Origin of the sequence: Pseudomonas sp. NPDC087346 (assembly GCF_044744235.1) — a bacterium.
Classification (GTDB): Bacteria; Pseudomonadota; Gammaproteobacteria; order Pseudomonadales; family Pseudomonadaceae; genus Aquipseudomonas.
In genome coordinates, this window is record NZ_JBIUXX010000004.1 from 144,396 (window position 1) to 158,172 (window position 13,777).

The 13,777-nt window shown below is 59.5% G+C and carries 13 protein-coding genes; 8 read left to right on the top strand and 5 right to left on the bottom strand.

The annotated features are described in order from the left end of the window. Nucleotides 1–17: 17 nt before the first annotated feature. The 5 genes from ACIOZM_RS04295 to phhA form a co-directional block, all read right to left on the bottom strand. On the bottom strand, nt 18–200 hold the full coding sequence (locus tag ACIOZM_RS04295; protein WP_003222790.1) for a hypothetical protein: 183 nt from the start codon (nt 198–200) through the stop codon (nt 18–20). Between the two features lie 77 nt (nt 201–277). Next, complete coding sequence (locus ACIOZM_RS04300) at nt 278–409, bottom strand: hypothetical protein (RefSeq protein WP_401209818.1); 132 nt, start codon at nt 407–409, stop codon at nt 278–280. Between the two features lie 259 nt (nt 410–668). Next, nucleotides 669–1,862 (bottom strand): amino acid aminotransferase, encoded by a 1,194-nt coding sequence (locus ACIOZM_RS04305; protein ID WP_401209815.1) that lies wholly within the window; start codon nt 1,860–1,862, stop codon nt 669–671. Continuing rightward, nucleotides 1,862–2,218 (bottom strand): 4a-hydroxytetrahydrobiopterin dehydratase, encoded by a 357-nt coding sequence (locus tag ACIOZM_RS04310; protein ID WP_003222798.1) that lies wholly within the window; start codon nt 2,216–2,218, stop codon nt 1,862–1,864. The genes ACIOZM_RS04305 and ACIOZM_RS04310 overlap by 1 nt, the downstream gene beginning before the upstream one ends. Nucleotides 2,219–2,287: 69 nt before the next feature. After that, nucleotides 2,288–3,079: a phenylalanine 4-monooxygenase gene (phhA, locus tag ACIOZM_RS04315; protein WP_401209813.1), complete on the bottom strand. Its 792-nt coding sequence runs from the start codon at nt 3,077–3,079 to the stop codon at nt 2,288–2,290. Nucleotides 3,080–3,470: 391 nt separating this feature from the next. On the opposite strand from phhA, the gene ACIOZM_RS04320 reads away from it, so the two are divergent. From ACIOZM_RS04320 to ACIOZM_RS04355, 8 genes are all read left to right on the top strand, one after another. Further along, nucleotides 3,471–5,033, top strand: coding sequence for a sigma-54-dependent transcriptional regulator (locus ACIOZM_RS04320; RefSeq protein WP_401209811.1), 1,563 nt, complete (start codon nt 3,471–3,473; stop codon nt 5,031–5,033). Between the two features lie 271 nt (nt 5,034–5,304). Next, nucleotides 5,305–6,045, top strand: a complete 741-nt coding sequence (locus ACIOZM_RS04325) for a flagellar basal body rod protein FlgF (RefSeq protein WP_401209808.1) — start codon at nt 5,305–5,307, stop codon at nt 6,043–6,045. Nucleotides 6,046–6,090: 45 nt separating this feature from the next. After that, nucleotides 6,091–6,876: a flagellar basal-body rod protein FlgG gene (gene flgG, locus ACIOZM_RS04330; RefSeq protein ID WP_129390828.1), complete on the top strand. Its 786-nt coding sequence runs from the start codon at nt 6,091–6,093 to the stop codon at nt 6,874–6,876. Nucleotides 6,877–6,927: 51 nt separating this feature from the next. Further along, the gene (flgH, locus tag ACIOZM_RS04335; RefSeq protein WP_401209805.1) at nt 6,928–7,623 is read left to right on the top strand and encodes a flagellar basal body L-ring protein FlgH; all 696 of its coding nucleotides are present in this window, start codon (nt 6,928–6,930) and stop codon (nt 7,621–7,623) included. 27 nt (nt 7,624–7,650) lie between these two features. Next, nucleotides 7,651–8,739 (top strand): flagellar basal body P-ring protein FlgI, encoded by a 1,089-nt coding sequence (locus ACIOZM_RS04340; protein WP_401209920.1) that lies wholly within the window; start codon nt 7,651–7,653, stop codon nt 8,737–8,739. 11 nt (nt 8,740–8,750) lie between these two features. After that, nucleotides 8,751–10,028 (top strand): flagellar assembly peptidoglycan hydrolase FlgJ, encoded by a 1,278-nt coding sequence (gene flgJ / locus ACIOZM_RS04345; protein WP_401209802.1) that lies wholly within the window; start codon nt 8,751–8,753, stop codon nt 10,026–10,028. 24 nt (nt 10,029–10,052) lie between these two features. Then, nucleotides 10,053–12,098, top strand: coding sequence for a flagellar hook-associated protein FlgK (gene flgK, locus ACIOZM_RS04350; protein ID WP_401209799.1), 2,046 nt, complete (start codon nt 10,053–10,055; stop codon nt 12,096–12,098). Nucleotides 12,099–12,111: 13 nt separating this feature from the next. Beyond that, nucleotides 12,112–13,680, top strand: a complete 1,569-nt coding sequence (locus tag ACIOZM_RS04355; RefSeq protein WP_401209796.1) for a flagellar hook-associated protein 3 — start codon at nt 12,112–12,114, stop codon at nt 13,678–13,680. Nucleotides 13,681–13,777: the final 97 nt, after the last annotated feature.

Consider the following 13,777-nt stretch of genomic DNA (forward strand, 5'->3'; position numbering starts at 1 on the left):
TTTGCTGGATGGCGAATTCAGGGCTTGGCCGGCGCGACCAGTTGGGTGGTGACCAATGCGGCGAGGGCGTTTTCTTCGCTGCCGAAGCGGGCGAGCAGGGCGGCCTGTTTCTCGGGGGAGAGGCGGTTCCAGATCTCGATCATTTTCTCGGTGGCGCCGATCAGTACGGCAGCTTGGCTTTCGGAGAATTCGTCGGTCATGGCGGGCTCGGTTTCAGGCAGTGTGGAAAGCGCATCTTAGCGCTTTCCACACGGTCTGTACGGCGGGGTGTTGCAGGTTACTCGTCGCGGTCGGCCTGGCGGCTGTCAGCGGCTTCTTTCGGCTCGGGCTGTTGGGCGCCGGCTTGTTGCGTGGTCGTCTGCTCAGGTTCGTGCAGGCTTGGGAAGGGGAGATTAGGAATCTCGTGCATGGTTGCGCTCCTCGCTAAGTCTGTTGATAGATCTGGTAGATCCGCGCTTTTACAAAGCTTGCGCAGGATACAGCAGGAAAAATGACAATCAGACTTTTAATTCGAATTATTGCGACAAAAGGCCGCAGGGAGCGCAAAAAGCTAAAGATCACCGCAAAGCAAATGTAGGAGCTGCCGGAGGCTGCGATCTTTTGATTCTGTTTTAAAAACAAGATCAAAAGATCGCAGCCTTCGGCAGCTCCTACAGGGTTTTGTGGTGTTACTTGCAGACGTTGGCGATGGCTTCGGCCAGCAGCGCCAGGCGCGTTGCATCGATGCCGGCGACGTTTGCCCGGCCCGAGCTGACCATGTACACGCCGTGATGATCGCGCAGGTTTTTCAGTTGTTCCGGCGACAGGCCGGTGTAGGAGAACATCCCGCGTTGCTCACCAATGTGCGCAAAACGTTCACGCAAACCGTGCGGCTCCAGCGCTTCAACCAGACCACTGCGCAACTGAGCGATGCGCTGACGCATGGCTTCCACTTCGTCGGCCCAGCGGCGTTTCAGCTCCGGGTCGGCGAGGATGGTGGCGACAACAGCGGCGCCGTGATCCGGTGGCGTTGACCACAGGTTGCGGGCGATGTTGGCCAGTTGGCTGCGGATGTCGATCAGCTTGTCAGCGGTTTTCGCGCAGACAATCAGCGCACCGGTACGGTCGCGATACAGGCCGAAGTTTTTCGAGCAAGAGCTAGTGATCAGCAGTTCCGGCAGTTCAGCCGCGAACAGTCGGGTCGACCACGCATCCTGCTCCAGACCGTCGCCAAAACCCTGGTAGGCAAAGTCGATCAGCGGCAGCAGATCACGCTGGCGGACAACATCCAGCACGCGCTGCCAGTCGTCGTGGCTCAGATCAAAACCGGTCGGGTTGTGGCAGCAGGCGTGCAGCAGCACCACATCACCTTTCGGCGCTTGGTTGAGCACGGCGAGCATCGCTTCGACGTCGAGGCGATTGTCGCTGCCCACGTACGGGTAGTGACTGACCTTGATCCCGGCCGTGGCGAAAATGGTTTCGTGGATCGGCCAGGTCGGATTGCTCAGCCACACGCCTTTGCCCGGCAGGCATTGGGCAATGAAGTCGGCCGCCAGACGCAGGGCGCCAGTGCCGCCCGGCGTCTGGGTAGCGCCGGCGCGTTGTTCGGCGATCAGTTTCGAGTCGGCGCCCAGCACCAGTTCGTTGATGACCTTGCCGAACAGCGGATTGCCGTGGCCACCGATGTAGGTCTTGGTGTCCTGGCTTTCAACCAGTCGCGCCTCGGCGATTTTTACCGCCTCGGGGATCGACGTCAGGCCCTGTGCGTCCTTGTAGACGCCAACGCCCAGGTCGAATTTGCGCGGGTTAGTGTCCTGCGCATAAGCCTCCATCAAGCCGAGGATCGGGTCGCCGGGTACCCGGCCGATGGCGTCGAAGTGCATTACTTGCGTCCTTCTGCGGTCTTGGCCACTTCGTCAGTGCGCGCGGCCATGATGAAGTCGTTGCGGTGCAGGCCTTTGATCGAGTGGCTCCACCAGGTCACGGTGACTTTGCCCCACTCGGTCAGCAGACCCGGGTGGTGACCTTCGGCTTCGGAGATCTCGCCAACGGCGTTGGTGAACGCCAGTGCGTGCTTGAAATTCTTGAACAGGAAGACTTTTTCCAGCTGCATGATGCTGTCGCGAACTTCGATGTTCCAGTCAGGGATCTGCTTGATCAGGATCGGCAGTTCTTCGTCGCTGACTTGCGGGGCATCGGCGCGGCAGGCTTCGCAGTGGGCTTGGTTCAATGTGGACATGGTGTATTCCTGAATTCGATTCTTGTTGGAAATTACTATCTTTGCGCGCAAGTCGCGAGCGGGTTCTGCTCAGGCCGCTTTCGGCTTGGGCGGAAATTTCGGCGCATGCAGACCCAACTGCATGCCTTGTCTGACCATGGCCATGATGTCTTCATGGGCCACATCGAACAGGCGCTTGAGGTTCGGCAGAACAAAGTACAGCGGCTGGAGGATGTCGATGCGGTACGGCGTGCGCATGGCTTCCAGCGGATCGAAGAGCTGATGCTCGGGCTCGTCCGACAGCGAGTAAACGGATTCTTTCGGCGAAGACAGAATGCCGCCACCGTAGATGCGCTTGCCTTGCGGGGTGTCGACCAGACCAAACTCGATGGTCATCCAGTACAGCCGCGCCAGATACACGCGTTCTTCCTTGGTGGCTTGCAGGCCGAGCTTGCCGTAGGTGTGGGTGAATTCGGCAAACCAAGGGTTGGTCAGCAGCGGGCAGTGGCCAAAAATCTCGTGGAAAATGTCCGGCTCTTGCAGATAGTCCAGCTCTTCGCGGGTACGAATGAACGTGGCCACCGGGAAGCGTTTGCTGGCGAGCAACTCAAAGAAGGTTTGAAACGGAATCAGCGCCGGGACGCGAGCGACCTGCCAACCGGTGGTTTCGCCGAGCACCTTGTTGATTTCGCCAAGTTGCGGGATGCGGTCGTGGGGCAGACCGAGTTTTTCGATACCGTCCAGGTATTCCTGGCACGCCCGACCCTCGATCACTTTCAACTGGCGAGTGATCAGCGTGTTCCACACCGCGTGTTCTTCGGCGGGGTAATCGATAAAACCTTGCGCATCGGGCTCGCGGGCCACGTATTGCGTCTGCTTCATGCTGCTCTCCTGCTAAGGGGAATTCGTTCTTGTTATGTCCAGCGATGGACCTAGAAATAACGCAGGACGTTGCCGGTTGCAGCAGGTGATTGCGAGGGGGATGTAGGAAGAATCATTGATATTCGTAAAGTAATCGTTACGGATTTGCCCTTAACTCGGGATTGCGGTGATTTTCGGGTTTGAAAAGGGCTGTAGGTGTCACATAATCTTGACGGTTATCTGCGTGCCTCAGCAGAAAAGTACGGCACGTTCCCCTGTAGGAGTGAGCCTGCTCGCGATAGCAGTGTGTCAGTTCACATCAATTTGCCTGACACACTGCTATCGCCAGCAGGCTGGCTCCCACAGGTAATTCACTGTCTTCAGGTCTCTCTTTGTTTCTCGGGTCTTATATATGCGCATCAAAGTCCATTGTCAGAACCGCATCGGCATCCTGCGCGACATCCTCAATCTGTTGGTCGAGTACGGGATCAACGTCGCGCGCGGTGAGGTCGGCGGCGAGCATGGCAATGCGATCTATCTGCACTGCCCGAACCTGATCAACATCCAGTTCCAGGCGCTGCGTCCCAAGTTCGAGGCGATTGCCGGGGTGTTTGGCGTCAAACGGGTCGGCTTGATGCCGAGCGAGCGGCGACACATGGAGCTGAATGCGTTGCTTGGCGCCCTGGAGTTTCCGGTGCTGTCGATCGACATGGGCGGCTCCATTGTGGCGGCCAACCGTGCGGCGGCGCAGTTGCTCGGGGTGCGGGTTGATGAGGTGCCGGGGATTCCGCTGTCTCGATACGCCGAAGATTTCGATCTGCCGGAGCTGGTGCGCGCCAATAAATCGCGAATCAACGGCATGCGCGTGAAGGTCAAGGGTGACGTCTTTCTGGCTGACATCGCGCCGCTGCAATCGGAACACGACGACAGCGAAGCCATGGCCGGTGCGGTGCTGACGCTGCATCGAGCGGACCGGGTCGGTGAGCGCATCTACAACGTGCGCAAACAGGAGCTGCGCGGCTTCGACAGCATCTTCCAGAGTTCGAAAGTCATGGCCGCAGTGGTGCGCGAAGCGCGACGCATGGCGCCGCTGGATGCGCCGCTATTGATAGAAGGTGAAACCGGCACCGGCAAAGAACTGCTGGCGCGTGCCTGCCACCTCGCCAGTCCGCGTGGGCAGTCGCCGTTGATGGCGCTCAACTGCGCGGGGCTGCCAGAGTCGATGGCCGAGACCGAGTTGTTCGGTTACGGGCCGGGTGCTTTTGAAGGGGCGCGGGCCGAAGGCAAGCTCGGCCTGCTGGAGTTGACGGCGGGCGGCACCTTGTTTCTCGATGGCGTCGGTGAGATGAGCCCGCGCTTGCAGGTGAAGTTGCTGCGCTTTTTGCAGGATGGCTGCTTCCGGCGTGTGGGCAGTGACGAGGAGGTCTATCTGGATGTGCGGGTGATCTGCGCGACTCAGGTTGATCTGTCGGAACTGTGCTCCCGGGGTGAATTTCGTCAGGATTTGTACCATCGCTTGAACGTGCTTTCGCTGCATATTCCGCCGCTGCGTGAATGCCTCGATGGTTTGGCACCACTGGTCGAGCACTTCCTCGATCAGGCCAGTCGACAGATCGGTTGCCCGCTGCCGAAACTGGCGCCGGCAGCGATGGACCGGCTCAGTCATTACCACTGGCCGGGCAACGTGCGGCAATTGGAGAACGTGCTGTTTCAGGCGGTTTCGCTGTGTGAGGGCGGGACGGTCAAAGCTGAACATATTCGCCTGCCGGATTATGGCGTGCGTCAGCCGCTTGGCGATTTTTCGCTGGAGGGCGGGTTGGACGAGATTGTCGGGCGCTTCGAGAAAGCGGTGCTGGAGCGTTTGTACTCAGAGCATCCGAGCAGTCGACAACTGGGCAAGCGACTCGGGGTTTCACATACAACAATCGCCAATAAACTGCGCGAGTATGAGGTGGGTAAAGACACTGAAGCTTAAGATCAAAAGATCGCAGCGTGCCGCAGCTCCTACAGGGGAATGTATTTCAAGGTAGGAGCTGCGGCACGCTGCGATCTTTTGATCTGTTGCCGCCAAGCGGCATTCCACCGCCGGTTTTTCGACTTCGATACATTTCAGATTTCCCCTCGCTTTCCCTCAAGTCCTTTGTTTACCGGGCTCTCGGCCGCCAAATAAAAGTTGGTCTGCAAATTGCTTATGGCTCAGCAGTACAGCGGTGGGCGGCAAACGTCCGGCATGCAGAGGAAAGAGTGTGGACAAGTACCTTTATGTGGCAATGACCGGCGCCAGCCAGAATGCACTGGCGCAGAAGGCTCATGCGAACAACCTGGCGAACATCTCCACCAACGGTTTCCAGAAAGACCTGGAGCAGGCGCGTTCGATGCCGGTGTTTGGTGACAGCTTTCCGGCGCGTGCGTTTGCCATGAGCGAACGCCCGGCCACCGACTTCTCGCCGGGCTCGCTGGTGCAGACCGGACGTGACCTCGACGTCGCCGTGACCGGCAACGGTTTTATCGCCGTGCAGAACCCGAACGGCGGTGAAAGCTACGTGCGCACCGGCAGCCTCAACATCGACGCCCTCGGCGTATTGCGCGCCGGCAACGGCATGGCCGTGATGGGCAATGGCGGGCCGATTGCCGTGCCGCCAGAGCAGCAGGTCGAAGTCGGTGAAGACGGCACCATCAGTATTCGTGCGATGGGCGAAGGCCCGCGCGTCATGGCGGAAGTCGACCGGATCAAACTGGTCAACCCGGACATCAAGAACATGAACAAGGGCCTCGACGGCTCGATCTACACCAAGGACGGCCAGCCTGCGCCGGCCGATGCCAACGTCAAACTGGTGTCGGGTTTCCTGGAGTCGAGCAACGTCAATGCCGTGGAAGAAATGACATCGGTACTGGCTCTGTCCAAGCAGTTCGAATTGCACATCAAGATGATGAACACCGCCAAAGACGACGACCAGGCCATGGCTCGGGTCTTGCAGATCAGCTAATTATCAGAACGTCGCGCCGTAAAACAGGCGCACGAGGAGAATCGAATGCTTCCGGCTCTATGGGTTGCCAAAACAGGTCTGTCCGCCCAGGACACCAACCTGACCACCATCTCCAACAACCTGGCGAACGTGTCGACCACGGGTTTCAAACGTGATCGCGCCGAGTTCCAGGACTTGCTGTATCAAATCAAGCGTCAGCCTGGCGCCCAGTCGACTCAGGACAGCGAACTGCCGTCCGGTCTGCAACTGGGTACCGGTGTGCGCATTGTCGGCACGCAGAAAAACTTCACCGCCGGCAGCCTGCAAACCACCGAGCAGCCGTTGGACCTGGCCGTCGACGGTCGCGGTTTCTTCCAGATCCTGCAACCGGACGGCACCACGTCCTACACCCGTGACGGTACTTTCCACCTCGATTCCAATGGCCAGATCGTCAACGCCAGTGGTTTCGCTCTGGAACCAGCCATCGTCATCCCGAACAACGCCCAGAGCTTCACCGTCGGTACCGACGGCACAGTGTCCATCACTGTTCCAGGTAACCCGGCCGCTCAGGTGATCGGCAACCTGCAAACCGCCGACTTCATCAACCCGGCCGGTCTGCAAGCCGTGGGCAACAACCTGTTCCTGGAAACTGCTGCTTCGGGCGCACCGCAAATCGGTACCCCGGGCCTGAACGGTTTCGGCACCACGTTGCAGAACACTCTGGAAGGTTCCAACGTCAGCACCGTTGAAGAGATGGTCAACATGATCACCACTCAGCGCGCTTACGAGATGAACTCCAAGGTGATCTCCACCGCCGACCAGATGCTCTCGTTCGTAACGCAGAATCTGTAATCAGTCTATGAGGCGGCCATGAGGCTGCCTGCAACACCGTGAGGTAGGGTCATGAAACGCTTCGTATCTGTTCTGGCATTGGGTGGGGTCGTCTCGCTCGCGGGCTGCGTCGCACCGACGCCCAAGCCCAATGACCCTTACTACGCTCCGGTGTTGCCGCGCACGCCGTTGCCGGCAGCCGCCAATAACGGCTCGATCTATCAGGCCGGTTTCGAGCAGAACCTGTACAGCGACCGCAAGGCATTCCGGGTCGGTGACATCATCACCATCACCCTGAACGAGAAAACCCAGGCCAGCAAAAACGCCAACTCGCAAGTGGCCAAGAACAGCAAGACCGGCATCGGCCTGACTTCGCTGTTCGGCGGCAGTGGCACCACCAACAATCCGTTGGGCGGTAATGACCTGAGTCTGGATGTCGGCTACAGCGGCGACCGTGCGACCAAGGGTGACAGCAAGGCTGCGCAGGGCAACACCCTGACCGGCTCGGTCACCGTGACCGTCGCCGACGTCTTGCCCAACGGCATCATCGCCGTGCGTGGCGAGAAGTGGATGACCCTCAACACTGGCGACGAGCTGGTGCGGATTGCCGGTCTGGTACGTGCCGATGACATCGCCACCGACAACACCGTTTCGTCGACCCGGGTCGCCGATGCGCGCATTACCTATTCGGGTACCGGTTCGTTTGCCGATGCGAGTCAGCCAGGCTGGTTCGACCGTTTCTTCCTCAGCCCGCTGTTCCCTTTCTAGGTGGCTACTTTGAAGTTCAAGAGCCTCATGCTGGCTGCGGCATTGATGTCCGCAGCCTTTGGCGCCCACGCCGAGCGGTTGAAAGACATCGCCAGTATTTCCGGCGTGCGTTCCAACCAGTTGATCGGTTACGGCCTGGTGGTCGGGCTTAACGGCACCGGTGACCAGACGACGCAAACCCCGTTCACCCTGCAGACCTTCAACAACATGCTCTCGCAGTTCGGCATCAAAGTGCCGCCGGGTTCGGGCAACGTGCAGTTGAAAAACGTCGCAGCGGTATCGGTGAGTGCCGATCTGCCGGCGTTCGCCAAACCGGGTCAGCAAGTCGACATCACCGTGTCCTCGATCGGTAACTCCAAGAGCCTGCGTGGCGGCACATTGTTGCTGACCCCGCTCAAGGGTATCGACGGCAACGTCTACGCCATCGCTCAGGGCAATTTGGTGGTCGGCGGTTTTGATGCTGAAGGTCGTGACGGTTCGAAGATCACCGTCAACGTTCCGTCGGCCGGTCGCATCCCTGGCGGTGCGTCGGTGGAGCGTTCGGTGCCGAGTGGTTTCAACCAGGGCAACAGCCTGACGCTGAACCTCAACCGTTCCGACTTCACCACGGCCAAGCGCATCGTCGACAAGATCAACGACATGCTCGGCCCTGGCGTGGCTCAGGCCATCGACGGCGGCTCGATCCGGGTCAGCGCGCCGCTCGATCCGAGCCAGCGTGTCGACTATCTGTCGATCCTCGAAAACCTTGAAGTCGATCCGGGTCAGGCGGTGGCGAAAGTCATCATCAACTCGCGCACCGGCACCATCGTTATCGGCCAGAACGTGAAAGTCTCGCCAGCCGCCGTGACCCACGGCAGCCTGACCGTGACCATCACCGAAGATCCTATCGTCAGCCAGCCGGGCCCGCTGTCCAATGGTCAGACTGCCGTGGTGCCGCGTTCACGAGTGAATGCCCAGCAGGAAGCCAAACCGATGTTCAAGTTCGGCCCGGGCACTACCCTCGACGAGATCGTGCGTGCGGTGAACCAGGTCGGCGCGGCACCGGGTGACTTGATGGCCATTCTCGAAGCACTGAAGCAGGCCGGCGCGTTGCAAGCCGACCTGATCGTGATCTGAGGACGGCGAACATGGATATGCGCAAAGGCAGTCTGGTCGATACCGGCGATTCGGGTTCCTATTCCGACCTTAATCGTCTGAACCAGCTCAAGGTCGGCGACAAGAACAGCGATGCGAACATGCGCAAGGTTGCGCAGGAATTCGAATCGCTGTTCCTTGGTGAAATGCTCAAGTCGATGCGTTCGGCCACCGAGGCATTGGGCAAAGACAACCCGATGAACACCCCGGCTGCCAAGCAGTATCAGGAAATGTACGACCAGCAACTGGCGGTCTCGATGTCCCGCGAAGGCGGTGGTATCGGTCTGGCCGACGTGTTGCTCAAGCAGATGTCGAAGAACAAACCGCTGGCGCCGGGCGAGGCTGCGGCCGCATCCGCCGCCAAGCAGGAAGCGGCGAAAGCCGCAGCGGTACCGACGCCGATTGCCGCTGGCACGGTGGGCACCGGGCCGTTGTCGCGCCTCAATGGCGAGCGTCCGTTGTGGGCATCGCGCGCGCTGCATGCGCCGAACACCCAGCTTGCGCACAGCAACGACATGGAAATGATCAATAAGCGTCGCCTGGCGTTGCCGCCGAAACTGGCTGATCGCTTGCTTGCGGGTCTGGTGCCTTCGGCTACGCCGGCAGCTTCCACCCAATTGCCCACGCGCGGTACCACCGTCACCGGTTCCGGCCCGCTGTACAACGGCGACTGGCTGGCGCGGGCCGAGGCGGACAAATCCTCCGACGGCCAGATGCAGATTTACGGTCGTGCCATGGCGCAGATTCCGCTGGCGCCGGCGAAACGTGCGTTCAGTTCTGCCGACCAGTTCGTCAACACCATGCTGCCGATGGCCAAAGAAGCCGCCGCGCGTATCGGTGTCGATCCGCGTTACCTGGTGGCGCAAGCCGCACTGGAAACCGGCTGGGGCAAATCGGTCATGCGCGCTCAGGATGGCAGCAGCAGCCACAACCTGTTCGGCATCAAGGCGAGCAGCAACTGGAAGGGCGATTCGGCCCGGGCGATCACCAGCGAATTCCGCGATGGGCAGATGGTCAAGGAGACGGCCGAGTTCCGTTCCTACGCCTCGTACAAGGACAGTTTCCACGATCTGGTGACTTTGCTGCAGACCAACAATCGCTATCAAGATGTTGTGAAGTCGGCCGATAACCCAGAACAGTTTGTACGCGAGTTGCAAAAGGCCGGTTACGCGACCGACCCGAACTACGCGACAAAGATTTCGCAGATAGCCAAGCAGATGAACAGTTTCCAAAACTACGCTGCGGCGGGTGTATCCACCACGCCTTTATAAGGCACAAGGTATAAGGTCTGAACCATGAGTTTGCTCAATATCGGAATGTCGGGTCTGGCGGCTAGCCAGTCCTCTCTGGCAACGACAGGCAACAACATTGCCAACGTCGACACCGCCGGTTATTCACGCCAGCAAACCGTGCAGGGCACCAAGTCCTCGCAGCAGTTCGGCACCGTTTTCATCGGCACGGGCACCACCCTGGCCGACGTGCGTCGGGTGTACAACTCCTACCTGGAAACCCAGTTGCATACGGCGACTTCGCTCGACAGCGAATCGGCCGCGTATCTGGCTCAGACCACGCCACTGGATGCCACGCTGTCCGACACCAACACCGGTCTGACCGGCGTGTTGCAGAAGTTCTTCACCTCGATGCAGGGCGTATCGACCTCGGCGACCGACGACACTTCCCGTCAATCGGTGCTGACGGGCGCGCAGGCGCTCACCAACCGCTTCAATACCATTTCCAAGCAGTTGAATGACCAGAACACCACGATCAACGGCAGCCTTGGCGACATGGCGGCCCAGGTGAATAAGCTGGCCACCTCGATTGCTACGCTGAACCAGAAAATCGGTGAGATCTCCACCAGCGGCGGCCAGCCGAACGACCTGCTCGACAGTCGTAACGAAGCCGTGCGCCAGTTGTCCGAACTGACCGGCACTCAAGTCGTCGAGCGCGGCACCAGTTTCGACGTCTACATCGGCAGCGGCCAGCCGCTGGTGATCGGCAACACCACTAACACGCTGAGCACCGTGGCTCTCAAGGGCGACCCGTCGCGCGTGGGCATCCAGATGGATCGCGGTTCGAGCACCATCGATATCACTTCGGCGATGAGCGGTGGTGAAATCGGTGGCCTGCTGACTTATCGCAGCGATGTGCTTGATCCTTCGCTTAACGAATTGGGTCGTGTCGCGCTGGTCATTGCGGATCAGATCAACAGCCAGCAAGCCCAGGGCATCGACAAGAACGGTGACTTTGGCGCAGCGATTTTCAACAATATCAATAGTGCCGCTCTGGTCAGCCAGCGCAGCATCGCGCAGTCAGGCAACAGCACCGGTTCGGGCAATCTTGATGTGACCATCAAGGACACCGGCAAGCTGACCAGCAGCGACTATCAGGTGACGTTCACCAGCGCGACCGACTACAGCGTCAAGCGCTCCGACGGCACCGACATGGGCTCCTTCAGCACCACGACCACGCCACCTCCAGTGATCGACGGCTTCAGCCTCTCACTCAATGGCGGCGCGTTGAGTGCGGGCGACAGCTTCAAGGTGACCCCGACCCGCAATGCGGCAGCGAGCATTCAGACTGTACTCACCGACCCGAAGAAAATTGCTGCGGCAGGTCCGCTGACCGGTGTGGCCAGCGCCAGCAACTCTGGCACTTACACCCAGCCGACGCTCAGCGACACGATCAATATCTACGACCCGGCTTCTCAGGCCGAGATGCAGGCGGCGCTGAAGAATTCGACGCCGGTCAAACTGGTGTTCGGTGCGGCGAGCGGTGGCAGTCAGACCTACAACATGGTTGATGCCAAGGGGTTCACCATTGGCTCCGGCGTCATCGTTCCGGGCCAGGCCAACACCCTGAATCTGAAAGTCGGTATGGTCGATGCCAGCGGCAACCCGGTCATGGACACGACTGTTACGCCGAATGTGCAGAAGACCTTCACCGTGCAGACCACGGTCGGCGGCACACCAAAAACCGGCGAAACCTTCACCATGAACCTGACCGGTGCGGCGTCTTCGGACAACCGCAACGCCCAAGCGCTGGTCGGCCTGCAAACCAAACAAACCGTGGATACCGGTTCGGCGAGCAAAGGCATCAGCCTGACCGACGCCTATAACAAACTGGTGACCAACGTCGGTACCAAGGCTGCTCAAGGCAAGTCCGACAGCGCCGCCACCACGGCAATCCTGGCACAGGCACAGGGCGCGCGTGATTCGTTGTCCGGGGTCAACCTGGATGAAGAAACCGGCAACCTGGTCAAGTATCAGCAGTACTACACAGCGTCTTCGCAGATCATCAAAGCTGCGCAGGAAACTTTCGCCACGCTGATCAACAGCCTTTAAGGAGTCGTAATTCATGCGCATTTCCACCGCCCAGTATTACGGAACGCAAGCTTCGGACTATCAGCGTAACTTCAACAAGGCTGTCGCCACCGCGAGCGAGGCGAGCAGCCTGACGCGCATCAATACCGCAGCGGATGATCCTATCGGCGCCGGGCGTTTGCTGCAGCTGGGTCAGCAGGCGGCAATGCTCGATCAGTACACCACCAACATCAGCAGCACCAAGAGTGCGCTGACGGTGCAGGAAACCACGCTGGATTCCATCACCACGGCGTTGCAGAGTGCCAAGGAAATCTCCCTGGCCGCCAACAACGGCAACCTTACCGACAAGGACCGCCAGGCTTACGCTGCGCAACTGTCGCAGATCCAGCAACAAGTCCTGGGCCTGATGAACTCCAAGGATGCCGACGGCAACTACCTGTTTTCCGGTTCGAAAACCGATACCGCGCCGTACTCGCAAAACAACGACGGCACTTACAGCTACAACGGTGACCAGACCACCATCAATCTGGGCATTGGCGACGGTACGTCGGTTGGTACCAACACTACCGGCTGGGACGCGTTCCAGCAGACCATCAACACCGCTCGCACCAACACCACCATGACCGCTCCACCGGTTGACGACGGTCGTGTCGTGCTGTCCAACGGTACGGTCGGAACGGCTGCCACCTACAACGCCAAATTTGCCGGCGGCGAGCCTTACACCGTCAGCTTCCTCAGCAGTACGCAGCTGAAAATCACCGATGCGCTGGGTAATGATGTTACGGCTGAAGCAACCCAGAATGGTTTGATCAGCAACAGCAGCGGTGCCAACCAGACGGTCAGCTTCCGTGGTGTCGACATGAAGTTGAACATCAACCTCAAGGCGGGTGACACCAACCCCGACGCGGTTATCGCCGGGCACAGCTTCCAATTGTCGGCCACGCCTGACTCGTTCACTACCGCGCGTAGCCCGGGCAACCCGTCGACCGCCGTTATCACCGGTTCGAACATCACTGATCCTGTGGCTTACAACAACGCCTTCCCGCAGGGCGGTGCAGTCCTCAAGTTCACCAGCGCCACTGCTTTTGATTTGTATGCGGCGCCTGTCACTGCCGACAGCAAACCAGTGTCCTCGGGTACTGTCGCTGGCGGTAACGCAACCGCTGCGGGCGTGACCTTTGCATTGGGCAACACTCCTGCAGCCGGTGATCAGTTTTCGATCCAGTCGAACAACCATCAGACGCAGAATATCCTCGATACGCTGGGTCAGATGGTGACCGCGCTGAATGCGCCGATCGATGGCAATGACGTCGCCAAGCAAAAATTCCAGGGCATCATGGAAGCGGGGCTTGGTAACATCGATAGCGCTTCCAATCAGGTCGGCGCCGCTGTCACTTCAATCGGTGCTCGTGGCCAATCGCTGGATATGCAAACCATCACCAATCAGAGCCTGAGCACCGCCAATACCACGACTCAAGGCTCGATCCGTGATTCGGACCCGGCAGAAGTCATGACGCGTCTGACTCTGCAACAAACCATGCTGCAAGCGGCGCAACTGGCATTCAGCAAGATCAGCCAGTTGGGCCTGTTCAACAAGATCTGACGGTAACCGGGCGCGCAAGCGCCCGTTTGTTTTGGCTCTTGAGTATCTAATGTCTTTTTTTGCGGTATCCAGAGGGCTCGCTGTTCCGGGCGGGCTC